The 17,580-nt window shown below is 70.1% G+C and carries 14 protein-coding genes; 7 read left to right on the top strand and 7 right to left on the bottom strand.

The window, feature by feature from the left end; genetic code table 11:
• Position 1: 1 nt before the first annotated feature.
• On the top strand, positions 2–901 hold the full coding sequence (locus tag AB0B61_RS08000) for a TAXI family TRAP transporter solute-binding subunit (RefSeq protein WP_358429462.1): 900 nt from the start codon (positions 2–4) through the stop codon (positions 899–901).
• 7 nt (positions 902–908) lie between these two features.
• Here the strand turns inward: AB0B61_RS08000 and AB0B61_RS08005 are convergent, their stop codons facing one another.
• The 4 genes from AB0B61_RS08005 to AB0B61_RS08020 form a co-directional block, all read right to left on the bottom strand.
• Positions 909–2,246 carry a HAMP domain-containing sensor histidine kinase gene (locus AB0B61_RS08005; protein WP_358429464.1) on the bottom strand — a complete coding sequence of 446 codons (1,338 nt, stop codon included), beginning with the start codon at positions 2,244–2,246 and terminating at the stop codon, positions 909–911.
• Positions 2,243–2,908 carry a response regulator transcription factor gene (locus AB0B61_RS08010; protein ID WP_357947318.1) on the bottom strand — a complete coding sequence of 222 codons (666 nt, stop codon included), beginning with the start codon at positions 2,906–2,908 and terminating at the stop codon, positions 2,243–2,245. Before AB0B61_RS08010 ends, AB0B61_RS08005 begins: the two co-directional genes overlap by 4 nt.
• 9 nt (positions 2,909–2,917) lie before the next feature.
• Positions 2,918–4,240 carry an MFS transporter gene (locus AB0B61_RS08015; protein WP_358429466.1) on the bottom strand — a complete coding sequence of 441 codons (1,323 nt, stop codon included), beginning with the start codon at positions 4,238–4,240 and terminating at the stop codon, positions 2,918–2,920.
• A 148-nt stretch (positions 4,241–4,388) separates the two neighbouring features.
• Complete coding sequence (locus tag AB0B61_RS08020) at positions 4,389–4,634, bottom strand: DUF2630 family protein (RefSeq protein ID WP_358429467.1); 246 nt, start codon at positions 4,632–4,634, stop codon at positions 4,389–4,391.
• A gap of 38 nt (positions 4,635–4,672) precedes the next feature.
• Here AB0B61_RS08020 and ddaH point away from each other — a divergent pair, with 38 nt between their 5' ends.
• Together ddaH and leuA are read left to right on the top strand one after the other, a co-directional pair.
• A complete protein-coding gene (ddaH, locus tag AB0B61_RS08025) occupies positions 4,673–5,416 on the top strand; it encodes a dimethylargininase (protein WP_358429469.1) in 744 nt (247 codons plus the stop codon).
• A 162-nt stretch (positions 5,417–5,578) separates the two neighbouring features.
• Entirely contained in the window at positions 5,579–7,285 is a 1,707-nt protein-coding gene (gene leuA / locus AB0B61_RS08030) for a 2-isopropylmalate synthase (protein ID WP_358429471.1), read from the top strand.
• Positions 7,286–7,339: 54 nt separating this feature from the next.
• Here the strand turns inward: leuA and AB0B61_RS08035 are convergent, their stop codons facing one another.
• From AB0B61_RS08035 to AB0B61_RS08045, 3 genes are read right to left on the bottom strand one after another with little or no spacing between them, the layout of a single operon-like run.
• Complete coding sequence (locus tag AB0B61_RS08035) at positions 7,340–7,777, bottom strand: YbaB/EbfC family nucleoid-associated protein (RefSeq protein WP_358429473.1); 438 nt, start codon at positions 7,775–7,777, stop codon at positions 7,340–7,342.
• A gap of 16 nt (positions 7,778–7,793) precedes the next feature.
• The gene (locus AB0B61_RS08040; RefSeq protein ID WP_358429475.1) at positions 7,794–8,096 is read right to left on the bottom strand and encodes a hypothetical protein; all 303 of its coding nucleotides are present in this window, start codon (positions 8,094–8,096) and stop codon (positions 7,794–7,796) included.
• Between the two features lie 16 nt (positions 8,097–8,112).
• Positions 8,113–9,522: a hypothetical protein gene (locus AB0B61_RS08045; protein ID WP_358429477.1), complete on the bottom strand. Its 1,410-nt coding sequence runs from the start codon at positions 9,520–9,522 to the stop codon at positions 8,113–8,115.
• A 386-nt stretch (positions 9,523–9,908) separates the two neighbouring features.
• Here AB0B61_RS08045 and AB0B61_RS08050 point away from each other — a divergent pair, with 386 nt between their 5' ends.
• The 4 genes from AB0B61_RS08050 to AB0B61_RS08065 are packed head-to-tail and all read left to right on the top strand — an operon-like array spanning position 9,909 to position 17,572.
• On the top strand, positions 9,909–10,622 hold the full coding sequence (locus tag AB0B61_RS08050; protein ID WP_358429479.1) for an alpha/beta fold hydrolase: 714 nt from the start codon (positions 9,909–9,911) through the stop codon (positions 10,620–10,622).
• 2 nt (positions 10,623–10,624) lie between these two features.
• A complete protein-coding gene (locus AB0B61_RS08055) occupies positions 10,625–11,449 on the top strand; it encodes an SDR family oxidoreductase (protein ID WP_358430419.1) in 825 nt (274 codons plus the stop codon).
• A 41-nt stretch (positions 11,450–11,490) separates the two neighbouring features.
• Positions 11,491–14,430, top strand: a complete 2,940-nt coding sequence (locus AB0B61_RS08060; protein WP_358429481.1) for an amino acid adenylation domain-containing protein — start codon at positions 11,491–11,493, stop codon at positions 14,428–14,430.
• The gene (locus AB0B61_RS08065) at positions 14,423–17,572 is read left to right on the top strand and encodes an amino acid adenylation domain-containing protein (RefSeq protein WP_358429483.1); all 3,150 of its coding nucleotides are present in this window, start codon (positions 14,423–14,425) and stop codon (positions 17,570–17,572) included. Before AB0B61_RS08060 ends, AB0B61_RS08065 begins: the two co-directional genes overlap by 8 nt.
• Positions 17,573–17,580: the final 8 nt, after the last annotated feature.

The raw sequence follows: 17,580 nt of genomic DNA on the forward strand, positions 1-17,580 counted from the left end.
GATGTCCCGCCGTGTCTTTCTCGCGCTCGCCGCGCTGAACGCTGCGGGCTGTTCGGTCACCGCTTCGGAGCAGCGCTCACTGCGGCTGGCGACCGGGTTGGCCGGTGGGCCGTACGGGGCGCTCGGCGACCGGTTCGCTGCCGAGTTACGGCGCGACGGGTTCACCGTTGAGGTGATCGAGACCGCGGCCAGCGTCCAGAATCTCACCATGCTCACCGACGGCCGGGCGGACCTCGGGTTCTCGCTGGCCGACAGCGCCGACGACGCCGTACGCGTGCGCCACCAGCCCGTCGCCGCGCTGGCCAGGATGTACATGAACTACGTCCATCTGGTGGTACGCGCCGACTCGGACATCTTCGCCCCCAAGGACCTGGCCTGGCGGCAGGTCTCCATCGGCGCCGACGGATCGGGCACCGCCGTGACCGCCGAACGGGTGCTCGACGCCGCCGGGGTACATAATCACATCACCGCCAGGCTTGGCCTCGACGGGTCGATCAAGGCGCTCGTCGACGGTGTGATCGACGCGTTCTTCTGGTCGGGCGGTGTGCCCACCCCCGCGCTCGCCTCACTCGGCGGCATCAGGATCGTCTCGTTGGAGCCGTTCGTGCCGATGCTGCGCCGCATCTATGGCCCGGTCTACGAGCACGCCACCATCCCCGCGGGCGTGTACGGCAGCTCGAAACCGGTCCCCACCGTCGGCACACCCAGCTACCTGGTCTGCCGTCAGGCCCTGTCCGACGACGTGGCCTACACCGTCACCGAGACGCTCTTCAGCGCCCGCGACCGCCTGCAGGCCCCCTCGGCGCCGGGCGGCCTCCTCGACAAGCGCTACGCCATCGGCACCGGCATCGTCCCCCTGCACCCCGGCGCCGCCCGCTACTTCAGGTCCGTCTACGACTGAGCCGGCGTTACAGGTCCGTGTACGGCTCAGCCAGCCGCAACTCCACGACCAGCCCATGGGGTACGGCGGGCAGCAGGCTCAATGTCGCCCCGCACGACTTGGCCAGCTCGGTGGCGATGGCCAGCCCCAGCCCGCTGCCCGGCACGTTCGCGTGCGCGCCCGACCGCCAGAACCGGCCCAGCGCGTCACCCCGCTCCTCCTCGGCCAGCCCCGGCCCGTCGTCGGCGACCCGCAGGACGCCGTCGGAGAGCGTGACCGTCACCGTGCCGCCCGCGGGCACGAACTTCTGGGCGTTGTCGAGCGCGATGTCCGCCACCCTGGCCGCAGCCTCGGGCACGAGCGACATCTCCGGCACCTCCACCCGCAGGGTGAGGTCCTTGGCCGGGTAGACCTCCCGCCACACCGCCAGCCGGGGCCGCAGCTCGATCTCCTTGGCCTCGGTGCCCGCGCCCGCCTCCACCCTGGCCAGCGCCAGCAGGTCCTCCACCAGCAGGGCCAGCCGGTCGAGCTCGGCCATGGCCTCCTCGAACTCGGTGGTGCCGTCGGAGCGCAGGTGCGGCTCCAGGTTCTCCAGCCGCAGCCCGAGCACGGTCAGCGGGGTGCGCAGCTCGTGCGAGGCGTCGGCCACGAACGCCCGCTGCCGCTCCATCGCCCCCGACACCGCGTCGGCCATCGCGTTGAACCGCTCCTCCAGCCGCTGCAGCTCCGAGGGCCCCGCACCCGGATGGGCCCGCGCGTCGAGGTGGCCTTCCGCGATGGCCCGGGTGGTGCGGTCGAGCTCGGTCACCGGGCGCAGGATCCAGCGGGCCAGCTGTCTGGCCGCCAGCACCGAGTAGCCCAGCGCGATCAGCGCGCCCAGCGCCAGCGCGCCCCAGACGAGCGAGACGTCCAGCCGCGACTGGTCGGTGCGGGCCTGGAGCAGCACCACGCCGGACAGCTGCGCGTCGCGGCCGGCCGGCTCGGCCAGCAGGACCTTCGCGGGGCCGAAGGGGCTGATCGTGGGCAGGTCCTCGGTCGTGCGGCCGCTCAGCGCCAGCCGGGTCTCCGCCTGGTCGTCGCCCTCGAAGCGGCCGGCCGTGACCACGATCATGCCGTCCCTGTCGCGGACGCGGATGGCCGCGCCGTACAGGTCGGCGTAGCGGACGACCTCGGCCGTCAGCGCCGTGCGGTCGTCGTCGCGCGCGGCCTGGTCGGCCAGTTCCGCGAAGCGGGTGGCGTCGGCGCGGCGGTCGAGCAGCAGCCGGTTCGTACGGTGCGAGGCGTAGGCGAAGCCGAGCGGCACCGCCAGCGCCGCGATGAGGAACACGATCAGCGTGGTGAACGTGACCACCAGGCGGGAGTTCACGCCGTGGAACCCAGGCGGTAGCCGGTGCCGCGCAGCGTCTCGACCAGGTGCGGGCGGCCGGTCTTCGACCGCAGCCCGGCCACGTGCACGTCGAGCGAGCGGGAGGCCGACAGCAGCGGGTCGCCCCACACCTCGTCCAGGATCTCCTCGCGGCTGCGCACCACGCCAGGCTCGCGGGCCAGCAGCGCCAGCACGTCGAACTCGCGCCTGGTCAGCGTCACCTGCTCACCCGACACGGTGACCTGCCTGGCCTCCAGGTCGATGCGCACATCGCCGACGCTCACCACGTGGTCCCGCGTCGGCATCGGGCGGGTGCCCCTGCGCATCACGGCCTCCATGCGCGCCATCAACTCGACCGTACGGAACGGCTTGACCAGGTAGTCGTCGGCCCCGGAGCGCAGGCCGCGGAGCACCTCGCGCTCCTCCGTGCGGGCGGTGACCACGATGACCGGCACCGCCGACACCCGGCGCAGGCGGCGCAGCACCTCAAGGCCATCCATGTCGGGCAGGCCCAGGTCCAGTAGGACGAAGTCGACGCCCCCCGCCAGGCGGAGGGCGTCGACCGCCAGCCCCGCGCGCGCGACCTGGTGGCCGTGGCGCGCGAGGGCCGTGGTGAGCGCGGAGGCGAGTCGATCGTCGTCTTCGACCAGGAGAACTCGCATCAGGCCAGATTAGGCCCGGACGGAGACAGACTCCGCCGCTCCCTCTCGCTCCGAGCGGGAGAGCGCCACGTCGCGCGTCTCGCGCATGGTCAGGTAGACCACGAGCGACACGGCTGCGCAGGCCGAGACGTACCAGTAGAAGCCGGACTCGATGCCCGACGACTTGAACCACAGCGCGACGTACTCCGCCGTGCCGCCGAACAGGGCGTTCGCGATGGCGTACGGCAGGGCCACGCCGAGCGCCCGGATGTGCGTCGGGAACAGCTCCGCCTTGACCACCGCGTTGATCGAGGTGTAGCCGGTGATGATGATCAGGCCGACGAGCGACAGGATGAACGCGCCGACGAAGCCGGAGACGCTGGACAGCGCGGTCATGAGCGGTACGGTGCCGAGCATCGACCCGATGCCGAACGTGATCAGCAGTGGCCGGCGCCCGATCCGGTCGGACAGCCCACCGGCCAGCGGCTGGATCAACATGAAGATGAACAGCGCGGAGAAGCTGACCAGCGACGCGGTTTCCTTCGGCAGGTTCGCGGTGTTGACCAGGTACTTGGTGAGGTAGGTCGTGTAGGTGTAGTACGCGACCGTGCCGCCCATGGTCAGGGCGATGACGAGCAGCGCTTCCTTCTTGTGGGCCATCAGCGCCTTGATGGTGCCGCGCTCGCTCTTCTCACCCTCCTTGCCCTGCTCCTCCTCGTCGTAGGCCTCGGTCTCCAGGAGGTTGCGCCGCAGGTAGAACACGACCGCCGCGCCGAGGGCGCCGATGATGAACGGGATGCGCCAGCCGTAGGAGTTGAGCGCCTCCTTGGTCATCGTGTTCTGCAGGATGATCTGCAGGCCCAGGCCGACGAGCTGACCGGCGGTCATCGACACGTACTGGAAGCTAGAGGCGAAGCCGCGCTTGCCCGCCGGAGTGGCCTCCGTCAGGTACGTGGCGCTGGCCGCGTACTCACCGCCCACGGAGATGCCCTGCAGGAGGCGGGCGATCAGCAGGACCACGGCGCCGAAGTAGCCGACCGACGCGTACGTCGGGGCGATGGCGATCAGCAGCGCGCTCAGCGACATCAGCGTGACCGTCATGGTCAGCGCCGCCTTGCGGCCCTTCGTGTCGGCGTAGCGGCCGAGCAGCCAGCCGCCGATCGGGCGCATGAAGAAGCCCACGGCGAAGATGCCCGCGGTGTTGAGCAATTGTGCGGTGGAGTTGCCATTGGGGAAGAAGGAGGCGGCGAAATAGACGGCGAAACTGCTGTAGACAAACCAGTCGTACCACTCGACCAGATTGCCGACGGAACCGCCGATCACTGCCTTCCACGGCACGCGGGGTTGGCTCACTGGATTACCTCCTGTGCGGGGCCTGGGGGGAGTAGGTGCAGGCCAGAGCCTCTCCGCAGAAGGTTCTTCCGACAAGGGGAGACGGGCTAGATCTAACGTCCGCTTAACATCAAGGAAACGGAGCGGTGAGATCAGGCCCGTTTTCCCGTCATTGCCGGTAGTTCTCCACCTCGCCGGCCGGCCGGGCCTTGGCGCCGTCCGGATTCTCGCCCGCGTCCCTCCTCGCCCTGCGCTGCCTGAGCAGGTCCCAGCACTGGTCGAGGGCCGTCTCCAGCTCCCTGACCCGTGCGTGTTCCTCGTCCGAGCTGACCTCGCCCGCCGACAGCCTGCCGCGCAGCTCGTGCTCTTCGGTGACCAGGTCACTGATCTTGGTGAGAATCTCGTTGTCCCGCATGTCCAAGACTGTAGTGACTACGTGATAGAACACGGCCTATGCCTGGTATCGCGCTGGTAAGAAAGCCCGGCCCACGGATCTCCGAGGGCATCGTCACGCATGTGGAGCGCGCACCGGTCGATCACGAACGGGCCCTTGACCAGCACGAACGCTACGTCGCCGCGCTGGAGGGGGCCGGGTGGCAGGTACGCCACGTGGAGGCGGCCGACGACCTGCCAGACGGGCCCTTCGTCGAGGACATGGTCGTGGTCTGCGACCAGCTGGCCGTACTGACCAGGCCGGGGGCGATCGAGCGGCGGCCCGAGGTGGACACCGTGGCGGCCCTCGTACGGGAGCTCGGGGTCAAGTCCGTCAGGATCGCGCGGCCCGGCACGCTCGACGGCGGCGACGTCCTGCAGGTCGGCAGGACCGTGTACGTCGGCAGGTCGGGCAGGACCAACGACGAGGGGATCACCCAGCTCGCCGCGTTGCTGCCGGAGCGGCAGGTGGTGCCCGTGGACCTGAACGGCGTGCTGCACCTGAAGTCGGCCGTCACCGCGCTGCCGGACGGCACGCTCATCGGCGACCCCGACCGGGCGGACCTGCCGGGACTGCTCGTGCCCGCCGAGGAGTCGGGCGCGCACGTGGTGCCGCTGGGCGGCGACCGCGTGCTGATGGCCGCCTCCGCGCCGCGGACCTGCGCGATGCTCCAGGAACGCGGGCTGGAGGTGACGCTGGTGGACATCTCGGAGTTCGAGAAACTGGAAGGCTGCGTCACCTGCCTGTCGGTTCTCATCATGTGAGATCAAGGACGGTTTACCGCGAGACGTCTGGTAGCGTGCAAAGCATGCTGCGTGGCCTCCTTCTTAGCTGCCGCGGCGGGGGCCACTAAGGCCGGCTCCCTCGCCGCGGAGCGAGCCATGCGCGTCGGCCGCTTTTCTTTCGACCGACGAGGAGCTCCCGACATGACCGCTCAGCAGCCCAGCCCGATGCCTTTCCAGCGTTATCAGCCGTTCGAACCGATCCGGCTGACCGATCGCACCTGGCCTGATCGGGTCATCACCGAAGCGCCGCGATGGTGCGCGGTGGACCTGCGTGACGGTAACCAGGCATTGATCGACCCGATGGACGCCCATCGCAAGCTGCAGATGTTCGAGCTGCTGGTGAAGATGGGCTACAAGGAGATCGAGGTCGGCTTCCCCGCGGCCAGCCAGACCGACTTCGACTTCATCCGGCAGATCATCGAAGAGGACCGGATCCCCGGCGACGTGGTGATCCAGGTGCTGACCCAGGCCCGGCCCGAGCTGATCGAGCGCACCTTCGAGTCGATCGAGGGCGCCAAGCAGGCCATCGTGCACCTGTACAACTCCACCTCCACGCTGCAGCGCCGGGTGGTGTTCGGGCAGGACCGCGAGGGCATCACCGCCATCGCCGTCGAGGGCGCCAAGCTGGTCAAGAAGCTCGCCGACGCGACCGACGTGGACGTACGTTTCCAATACTCGCCCGAGTCCTTCACCGGCACCGAGCTGGACTACGCCGTCGAGGTCTGCGACGCGGTCAACGACGTGTGGCAGCCGACGCCCGAGCGCAAGGTCATCGTCAACCTGCCGGCCACGGTCGAGATGGCCACGCCCAACATCTACGCCGACCAGATCGAGTGGATGCACCGCCACCTGAAGTACCGCGACTCGATCGTCCTGTCGCTGCACCCGCACAACGACCGCGGCAGCGCCGTGGCCGCCGCCGAGCTGGGCTACATGGCCGGGGCCGACCGCATCGAGGGCTGCCTGTTCGGCAACGGCGAGCGCACCGGCAACGTCTGCCTGGTCACCCTGGGCATGAACCTGTTCTCCCAGGGCATCGACCCGCAGATCGACTTCGGCGACATCGACGAGATCCGCCGCGTCGTCGAATACTGCAACCAGCTGCCCGTGCACCCGCGCCACCCGTGGGGCGGCGAGCTGGTCTACACCGCCTTCTCCGGCTCCCACCAGGACGCCATCAAGAAGGGCTTCGACCACCTGGAGGCCGACGCGGCCGCGGCCGGAGTGCCGGTCGACCAGTTCACCTGGGCCGTCCCCTACCTGCCGATCGACCCCAAGGACATCGGCCGCACCTATGAGGCGGTCATCCGGGTCAACAGCCAGTCCGGCAAGGGCGGCGTCTCCTACATCATGAAGGCCGACCACCAGCTGGACCTGCCGCGACGGCTGCAGATCGAGTTCTCCAAGGTCGTCCAGGCGCGCACCGACGCCGAGGGCGGCGAGATCGGCTCGGCCCAGATGTACTCCATCTTCCGCGACGAATACCTGCCCAACCCGGCCAACCGCTGGGGCCGCCTCAGCCTGATGGCCCACCGCCACGAGTCGGCGGGCGACGACAAGGACCGCATCGGCGCCGACGTACGGCTCGACGGCGAGATCCGCGAGATCGAGGGCGTCGGCAACGGCCCGATCTCGGCGTTCATCGACGCGATCGCCAAGGTCGGCATCCGGGTGCGGGTCCTCGACTATGTGGAGCACGCGATGAGCGCGGGCAGCGACGCCAAGGCCGCGTCCTACCTGGAGTGCGACGTCGACGGCCGGGTGCTGTGGGGGGTGGGGGTCGACGCCAACACCACGACGGCCTCGCTCAAGGCGATCATCTCGGCGGTCAACCGCGCTTCGCGCTGATCTCGACAGCCATCAGCCGACCGCGTCTCCTGATCACGGTGAGCCGCGGTCGGCCTAGTGCTCGTCCATCTCTCGGATGATCTGGTCGAGTCGGGTCTCGCGGTTGTTCATGGCGCGGTTGAAGGTGTGCATGACCTCCTCGAACTGGGTCATGACCGCGTCAGGGGAAGGCGCCGTCCGGCCGACGGCGTCGTACAGGAGTTCCTCCTGGCGCCGCTCGCAGTCGTCCTGGGCCCGCATCACCGCGAGGGTGACCTCTTCGCCGAGGTCCTGGCTGCTCAGTTTCATCGCGCGTGGGTCGAGGCGCACCTCGGTGACGCGACCGCTGGAGTCGGTGCGGGCCCTGACCTTGCCGTCGGCGCTCTCACCGGCGCCGTAGACGTCCTTGAAGCCGCCGCCGGCCTTCTTCAGGCGGCTGTGCGCCTGTTCGGCTTGTTCTGAGATTCGGTGGAGTTCGTCCCGGTAGATGTTTTTGGGGTCGTCGGAACTCATGTTCTCCCTTGAGGAGTTATCTGACCGGGTTGGTCCGGTCGTAGTTCTTCTTGGTCTGGACCAGGTTCAGGCCCGCGTTGTTCAGGTTCCACATCAGGGCGTCCATCCAGTCGATGGTGTTGGTGTAGAACTTCAGATAGTCGTCGGCCAGTTCATGCGAGCCCTCGGGGAGCAGGCCGAAACAGGTGGACGTCGGCCTGGCCGCCGCGGCGAAAGCGTTTCGGGGAGCGGACAGCAGGCTCGTCGAGTCATCGGTGGCCTTACCGCTCGCCTTCAGGTCTTCCGCCGAGTATCCGACTTCCTGGTTTTTTCCTGTCATCGCATTCTCCAGTCGGTCACTTCAGATTCGGAAGTTTCAGTGTCGTGCCTGGTTTCAGGGCCCCGGGGTCAGCACCGATGACATCGCGGTTGGCGTTGTAGATTTCGGTCCAGTATTTCTCGCTGCCGTAGATCCGCTTGGCGATCCCGGACAGCGTGTCCTGCCCTGCGACCTGGAAGGACGATGGCCGGGGAGCAGCGGTGCCGGTCTCCGGTCGGCGTTCCATCGATGGGGGAATGTCGGGCTCCGGATACTTCCCATGGTCGATGTGCACGGGCGGGACCGCCTGCTTGTAGGGGACGCCGATGGGTGGGGGAAGGTTACGCAGGGCGGTGCCGGGGATGATCGCGCCGGTGGAGTTGAAGAGCTGGACCTGGAAGTCGCCGGTGACGCCGAACTTACGGAGGGCCGAACCGTTCAGGGCGCCCCAGCCGCCGTTCAGCACCGCCACCTTGCCGATGTCCTTGGCCATTTGCGCCACGGTCTTGCCTTCGAGCCGGTCGTTGGCGATCGTGTAGCCGGTTCCCGTGATGGCGCCTGCCGCGAAAAGGGCCTTGGCGCCGTACGCCTTCTTCGCCTTGTCCCAGCCGACGCGGCCCCAGGGGAAGGCCGACGATATCGCCGCGGAATTCACCATCTCCGCGTACTGGAGGCCGAAGGGCGCGAAGAACGACTGGCCCTTGATCTTCCGGCCCAAGCCGACGAACATGAGCTGGCCCGCGCCCATCTGAAGGACGAACATCTTGGAGTAGCTCCGCCAGGACGCCAGGGCCGTCTTACCGAAACTCAGGCCCTGCGTCCCGTTCAGCACCCAGTTCTGCGACTTGAAGACCGTCAAGGCCCTTCTGAGGGACTTGTGCCTCTTCATCAGCTCGGCCAGCTTGCGCAGCGGTACGGCGATCTTCTTGAGCAACCAGATCAGCCGCGCCAGGATGGTGGCCGCGAGACCGGCGCCCTGAGCGGCGATCTTGGCTCTGGCCATCCACGCGGCCCACCTGCCCATCACGCCCGTGAACATGGACAGGGCCACGCTGATCGCCACCGCCTGGAGGATGGATTTCAGCAGCTCCCGGAACGCCCGTTTGGTCTCGTGAGTGGCCTCCTTGGCCATGAGGAGCACTTCCGACACGTGGCCGAGGCTCTTGACCAGCGCCTGCCGTTCGGCCGGGTCGAAGTAGGTGTCGACCATCTCCTGGTGGTGCGTGGCCGCGCCGCCGGTCCACTGCTTGCGGCCCTTCTGCACGGCCGGGTCGATGTATTTGTCGCCCACGGACTCCAGGCTGCCGGCCAGCTGCCTGCACGCCTCGGACATCTGCGCCAGCTGGCGTTCGTCGTTGTCGTTGCCGGCGGCCTTCATGGCGTTCATGATCGTCGAGATCAGCTGCGACAACGCGTCGACCTCGGCGCGCGGGTCAAAGTTAACCATGTGCTCCCCTCAAGCGTCGCCCTGTGCTCGATCCGCGAGCGCAGGGAGGCGCCCGAGGCCCACCCTCCCAAGCCGCGCCCGATGGGCCAGGCGGCATCGGGTCATGTGGTCATGATCGCTGCGGTGCCCCGCATTGTGGCACGCAGAGGGATGTTCGGCTAGAGATTCGACGATCAAGGACGTCCTGCGGCAAGTATGACCCCGCGCGTCACATCTGAACCTTAAGTGTTTGTTAGATCGGCGATGTGGATCTTGACGCTATCGATCAAGGATACATACGTTCGGTCACGCTTCGCGACTGTTCGCAGCGCCAAGACCATCGGCGCCGGACGGGCGAGGCGTACCCCCCACAGCCGAGACACCGTCCACAGACGGGAGAACGGATCATGGAACCCACCTACCTCATCTGCCTGCCCTTCGCCGGGGCCGGCGCCTCCTTCTTCAAGGGATGGCAGCGTTACCTGGCCGAGGGCCTGAGCATCGTGCCGGTGCAACTGCCCGGTCGTGAGGAGCGCTTCGTCGAGCCTCCCCACACCGACGCCGCCCGCGCCGCGGACGAGGCGTGCTCGCAGGTGCTGCAGCGCATCGGCCCCGGTTCCCGGGTGGCCGTCTTCGGTCACAGCCTCGGGGCCGTGCTGGCCTACGAGCTGGCCCACCGGCTCAGCGGCGTGACCGGATTGCGGCTCGCCCGCCTGTACGTCAGCGGCTCCCCTGGGCCGTGGAGCGGGCGGGAGAGCCGCGCCACCGGCCTGGACGACGAGGCGTTCCTGGCGCGGATCCGTTCCTTCGCCGGATACTCGCACCCGGCCCTGGAGGACCCGGAGATGCGGGCGCTGCTGCTGCCCATGCTGCGCGCCGACGTCGAACTGCACGAGAGCTACCGGCCCCAGTCCGACAAGCCGCTGTCCACACCGATCACCGCCGTACACGGCCTCGACGACGAGCTGGTGGACATGGCGATGATCGCCCAGTGGGAGCGGGCCACCAGCGCCGGGTTCAACACCGCCGAGCTCGACGGGGGGCACATGTACCTGGCCGATGACCCCGCTCCCCTGCTGCGGCTGATCGGAGCCGACCTGGCGACGCCGGAAGAGCGGTGACGATGCGCCTGTCCGGGAAGACGGCCGTCATCACCGGCGCGGCCCGCGGGCTGGGCCGGGCCACTGCCCGGTTGTTCGCGCGGGAAGGTGCCGACCTGGTGCTGCTCGACGTCGCCCGCGACCTGCCAGGGGTGCCGTACGCGCTCGGCTCCGCCAGTCAGCTCGAATACACGGCCGAACTCTGCCGGGAGCTCGGCGTCTCCGTCCTGACCAGGCAGGCCGACGTACGGGAGACGCACGACATCGAGGCCGCGGTGTCCATGGCGGTCGGGCGCTTCGGCCGCATCGACATCCTCGTCAACAACGCGGGCATCGCCGCCCCTTCCGGCAAGGTGGCGCACGAGATCGACGAGCACGAGTGGCAGTTGATGATCGACGTCGATCTCTCCGGGGCGTGGCGCGCCATCCGCGCGGTCGGCAAGCTGATGGTCGAGCAGCGCTCCGGCAGCATCGTCAACGTCGCCTCGACCGCCGGGCTGGTCGGATATCGGCACTTCGCCGGATACGTGGCCGCCAAGCACGGTCTCATCGGCCTGACCAAGGCCGTCGCGCTCGACTACGCCCCGCGCAAGGTCCGGGTCAACGCCCTGTGCCCCGGCTCCGTCCGTGATGACTCGCAGGTCGAGGGCCGGATGCTGGCGGAGATCGCGCGCTCGCTCGACGTGCCGGCGGACGAGCACGAGGAGGCCTTCGTGCAGGCCCAGCCCATGAACGCCCTCATCGAGCCGGACGACGTCGCCTCGGCCGCCGTATGGCTGGCCTCCGACGAATCCCGGCAGGTCACTGGCAGCGTGCTCACCGTCGACGGAGGCTTCACGGCACGCTGACGCCCGCCTTTTCGCCACGACCACGCTCTGGAGATCACCGCGTGCCCCGAACCGATCTCATCCCCCCAGACCGCTCGTCCCACACCTTCTCAGGTCTCATCCCCTCAGGCTGCTCGCCGTCCGCGCACTGCCACGCCTGGTGCGTCAGGCTGCCCGACGGCGCTGATGCCACCCGGCTGGCCGGGCTCTTCGAACGCGCGGTCCGCACCTGGTGGGGGGACACGCCTGAGCGGCTGCCCCGGTTCTGGGGCGAGCGGGTTCCGGCCGCCTGTGACTCCGCGGTGGCGCGCCGCCGCGTCGAGGCCGAACTGCACCGACCTCTGGACGCGGAGGGCGCCTTGCTGCGCGCGGTGCTGCTGCGGTACGCGGACGGGCCCGCCGACCTCGTGCTCGTCGCCCATCGCGCCAATCTCGACGCGCTGTCGCTGCGCACCGTGGCCGATGTACTCACCGGGCGGGCTCGGTTTGAGGAATTCACCGGCAAGACGGCGAGTCATATCGTCGCCGCTGCGGACGCCGAAACGCTCAAAAGATGGCGGGAAGCGGATTTTTCCGGACGTATTGCGTGGGCCAGTGGCGACGACGCGGCGGGTAACCGTACCGGCCTGGTCACCGTGGCGATGAGCGAGTCCGGGGCGGACGTGTCGGCCACGATGGCGGCGGCGGTCGGGCTGGTGCTCGGGCGGTATGAGAACCAGGAGAACCCGGTCGTCGGCGTGCTCGGCCCCGTGCCCGAGCGGCCGGAAGGAGCGCTGGGTGCGTACGACGCCGGGCTCCTGCTGGCATTGGACCTTTCGGGCGGGCGCACCGCGGGCGAGCTGGTGGCCGAGACCGCCCAAGCCCTGGCCGGCGACGGCGGGCGGTGCGACGGGCGGCAGTACGCCGAACTCCTCGCCGAGACCGGCGGCCGGGTCGTGGCCGGTCTGGTCACCGACGGGCCGGCGGAGGGCGGGTCCGGCAGGCACGTTCCCTGCCAGACAGCCCCGTTCCCGCTCACGATCGTGCCCGGCCGTAGCGCGGACGGCGGCCTTCAGCTGGTGGTCCACCACCGGCTGGAAGACGTGGACGCCGACTCGGCCAGGCGCTTCGCCCGCCATGTCGCCCGCGCCTACGAGCAGCTGGCCGACGCGCCCGCCGACCTGGTCCCCGCCGACGTCGAGCTGCTGGACGAGGCGGAGACGCGGCAGATGATCGCCCTCGGCCGTCCGGCACGGCGGCTGGAGGGGCGGCCGGAACGGATCGACGACGTGTTCACCGCCCGCGTGGCGGAGCACCCCGACGCGGTGGCGCTCACCTGCGAGGGCCACTCCCTGACCTACGCGGAACTGGACGCGCGCGCCGGCCGCTTCGCCGCCGCCCTCCTCGACCGGGGCGTGCGTCCGGGGGAGCGCGTCGGCATCTGCCTCGGACGCACGCCCGATCTCGTGGTCGCCATGCTGGCCGTGCTCAAGGCGGACGCGGTGTATGTGCCCATGGATCCGGCGTACCCGGCCGACCGGCTGGCGTTCACGGCCCAGGACGCGGCCTTGCGCGTCGTCATCGCGGACAAGGACTTTGCGGACAAGGATTTTCCCGGCGGCGGGCCGGCGAGCGTGGTCCGGCCCGAGGAGCTGGAGACCCATGGGAGCGAGGCGGGCCGTGCGGGTCAAGGGCGGCGCGGGCCGGGTGCGGCCGCGTACGTCATCTACACCTCGGGCTCGACCGGGCGCCCGAAGGGCGTCGTGGTGCCGCATCGCAACGTCGTCGCCCTGCTGTCGGCCACCCGCGACGATTTCGAGCTCGGTCCGGGTGACACTTGGACGCTCTTCCACTCCAGCGCGTTCGACTTCTCCGTCTGGGAGATCTGGGGAGCGCTGCTCACCGGCGCCCGGTTGGTCGTCGTGCCGTACTGGGTCTCTCGCTCGCCCGAGGAGTTCCGCGAGCTGCTGGCGCGCGAGCGCGTCACCGTGCTGAACCAGACGCCGTCGGCGTTCGCCCAGCTCATGGAGGCCGACTGGCGGCAGGAGGAGCGGCTGGCGGTCCGGCTGGTGGTCTTCGGCGGTGAGCCGCTGGACGCCCGGCCCTTGCGGGCCTGGTTCGACCGGTATCCGGAGGACCTGTGCCGGCTGGTCAACATGTACGGCATCACGGAGACGACGGTGCACGTGACGGCGCAGAACGTGACCCGCCGCGAGGCGATGACCGGGTCACGGTCCGTGGGGCACGCCCTGCCCGGCTGGCACCTGTACGTCCTCGACGAGCGCGGCCGTCCCGTGCCGTGCGGTGTCCCCGGCGAGATCCACGTCGGGGGAAGCGGGGTCGCCCTGGAGTACCTGGACCGTCCCGAGCTGACCGCGCGGCGCTTCCTGACCGATCCCTTCACCGTGGGCCGCGTCTACCGCAGCGGCGATCGGGGCAGGCTGCTGCCGGATGGCCGGCTGGAGCACCTCGGCCGTCTCGATACCCAGGTCAAGCTGCGCGGATTCCGCATCGAGCTGGACGAGATCCGCAACGTCCTGCTGGCCGACCCTTCCATCACGGCGGCCGCCGTGGTGCTGAACGGCGATCGGGACGCCGCGGGAGCGCGCATCGACGCGTACGTGGCGCCGGCCGGCGGCGATCCGGCGGCGATGCGGCAACGGGCCGCCAAGCTGTTGCCGGAGCACATGCTGCCCGCCACCATCACGCCTCTCGACACGCTGCCACTGACCGCCAACGGCAAGCTCGACGTTCGCGGGCTTCCCGTGCCGCTCGTCGCGCCCGCCGCGCCGATCCGGGCTCCGTCAGGTGAGCTGGCGGGCGCGCTCGCCGCGGTGTGGGAGTCGGTGCTCGGCGTGCCCGTCGGCCCCGACGACAACTTCTTCGAGCTGGGCGGCAACTCCCTGTACGCCATGCGGGTGGCGGCGGCCATGCGCGACCGCGGCCTGCCCGCCTTTCCGATGCGCGAGCTGTACCTGCACCCGACGGTGAGCGGCCTCGCGGGGGTGATCTCCCATGAGTGAGCGGCTGCTGGACGGCTGGAACGACACGGCCACGGACTATCCCCGAGACAGTCGCGTCGAGCTGCTCTTCGCCGAGCAGGCCGAGGCGGCGCCCGGCCACCCGGCCGTGGTGCACGGAAACACCACGCTCACCTACGCCGAGCTGCACCGCCGCAGCACGCTGCTGGCCCAGAGGTTACGCCGTGAAGGGCTGCGTCCCGCCGAACCCGTGGCGCTGCTGCTGCCGCGTACCCCCGACCTGATCGTCGCGGCGCTCGCCGTGCTGAAGGCCGGCGGGTTCTACCTGCCGATGGACCCCGCCCATCCAGCGGATCGGATCTCCCAGCTGATTGAGGACAGCGGCGCCGGCCTCCTGCTGACCACGCGAGAGCTGGCCACACGAGAGCTGACCACGCGAGAGCCGGCCCGCGGGCAGGCCATCGCGGTGGACGCCCAGGACTGGTCGGCCGAACCCGAGGCCGACCTCCCCGTGCCGGGCGGCGCGTCGGACGTCGCGTACCTGATGTACACCTCGGGGACCACCGGACGGCCCAAGGGCGTCCTGGTCCCGCATCGCGGCATCGTCCGTCTGGTGCGGGGCGTCGGCTATGTACGGCTCGACTCCACGGCCCGGGTGGCGCAGATCGGGGCGACCGGTTTCGACGCTTCCGTCTGGGAGACCTGGGCCGCCCTGCTCCGCGGTGGGACCGTGCACATCCTCGATCGGGAGACGTTCCTCGACGGCGCGGAGCTGAAGCGGGCGCTGGCGGACGGGGGCATCACCACGGCGCTCTTCACCTCCGCGCTGTTCGGTCAGCTCGCGGACGAGGACCCGACCGTGTTCGGGCCGCTGCGGGACCTGCTGGTCGGAGGTGACGTGCTCTCGGCCAAGCACGCCAGGTCCGTGCTGCGGGCCAATCCGGGTCTGCGGCTCGTCAACGCGTACGGGCCGACCGAGAACGCGGTCATCTCCACCTGCCACGAGGTTCGTGAGCCGATCGGCGCCCGCGTGCCCATCGGCCGCCCGGTGCCCAACTCCACCGCGTACGTGCTCGACCAGGACCGGCAGCCGCTTCCCGTGGGCGTCACCGGAGAGCTGTACGTCGGCGGCGACGGGCTGGCGCTCGGCTACCACGGGCGCCCCGACCTGACCGAGCACGCCTTCGTCCCCCACCCTTTCCGGCCCGGAGAGCTGCTCTACCGGACCGGCGACCGGGCGCGCAGACTGCCCGACGGGTCGATCGACTTCCTCGGCAGGACGGATCACCAGATCAAGGTGCGTGGTCTGCGCGTCGAGCCGGGCGAGGTCGAGGCCGCGCTGCTGGCCCGCCCCGGCGTGCGCGAGGCGGTGGTGGTGGAGCGGCGCGCGCCTGATTCGTCCGACGGTCACCTACGCGCGTACGTCTCGGGTGGGCATTCCCTGGAACCGGAGCGACTGCGGGACGAGCTCGGGCGCGTGCTGCCCGCTCACATGGTGCCCGCCCAGATCGTGGTGCTGCCCGCGCTGCCGCTGAACGTCAACGGGAAGGTGGACCGAGCCGCTCTGCCCGAGCCGACCCCCGCGGGCAGCCGGACGGCTGGGGACGAGCTCGAGCGAGAGCTCGTCGAGCTGTGGGAGGACGTCCTCGGCGTGCGCGGGATCGGCGTCGACGATCCGCTCGACCGGCTGGGCGGCAGCTCGCTCACCGCGACCCGGCTGGCCGCCAGGGTGCGGAAGAGGTTCGGGGTGGCTTGCCCGGTCTCGGCCGTGCTGGCGGTCCGTACGGTGTCAGCGCTGGCCGACCTGGTCCGTGCCGCGGACGGCACCGACGTGGTGGGGCCGCGTCCGTGCCAGGCCGGCGAGCGGACCCCGCTGTCACCCCAGCAGAAGGGCGTCTATGTCGAGCAGGTCAAGGACCCCTCCAGCACCCAGTACAACCTGCCGATCGTCGTCGACCTCCCCGGCCGGATGGACGCCGGACGGGTGCGCGCCGCTCTCTCGACGCTCGTCGAACGGCACGAGATCCTGCGCACCGACGTGGCCGTGGGCGACGACGGGCAGCCGTACCAGCGCGTTCACGAGGCGCTCCGTACGACGCTGGACGAGGTCGGCCTGTTTCGCGGTGCGGATCTCGACGGCTGGACCGAGCGGTGGATCCGCGCCTTCGACGTCCATCAGGCTCCCCTGTGGCGGGCGGCCCTGGCGCGGCACGACCATGGGACCCGGCTGGTGCTGGACGTTCACCACCTCCTCACCGACGGCCACTCGCTCGCCCTCCTGATGGCCGAGTGGGCGGCGCTGCTCAGGGGCGAGCCGCTCCCCGAGGTGGAGCTGCGTTACCGGGACTTCGCGCAGTGGGCGAACGGGCCGGAGCGGCGCGCGCTGTCCGAGACCCAGCGTGGCTTCTGGGCCGAGACGTTCGCGCGGCCGGTCAAACCTCTCGATCTGCCCATCGACCTGCCCCGGCCGGCGGTGCGCCGGACGGAGGGGGACCACCTGTCGTTCGCGTTCGGCGCGGAACGCAGCCACGCGGTCAGGGAGCTGGCCCGCGCCGAGGGGGTGACGGCGTTCCAGGTGATCCTGGCCGTCTACACCGTCTTCCTCGGGCAGGTGAGCGGGGGCGACGACGTGACGGTCGGGACGCCCTTTTCCGGACGGCACCTGCCGGGGGTGGACCGGGTCCAGGGGATGTTCGTGAACACCCTGTGCCTGCGGGCCTCCCCGGCCCCCGAGCTGCCGTTCCGCGCGTACCTGCGAGCCGTGGCCCGGCACGCGCTGGCCGCCGGCGACCACCAGGATCACGCGTTCGACGCTCTGGTGGCGATGCGGGGCGAGCATGACTTCAGCCGCCACCCGCTCTTCGACGCGTTCTTCGCGATGCAGGACACGGGGCTGCACGAGGTGGACTTCCTCGGCGGCCGGCCCCGGTGGCGGCCGGAGGCCACCCGGCGCACGATCTTCGACCTGGACCTGCAGGTCGAGGACTCGCCCGAAGGGTACGACGCCCGGCTGGCGTACGCCACGAACCTCTTCCTGCGCCCCACCGTGGAGACGTTCCGTGACGAGTTCCTGTCCTTGCTCGACGCGGCACTCGCCGAACCGGACACGCCGCTCGGCGAGCTCGGCCGGGCGCCTTCGGCCCGGCCCGGCCTGCCCGCGCTCGCGTTCGACTTCGACTTCTGAACTGGAGG

The organism is Nonomuraea sp. NPDC049158 (assembly GCF_040648335.1).
Lineage (GTDB): Bacteria > Actinomycetota > Actinomycetes > Streptosporangiales > Streptosporangiaceae > Nonomuraea.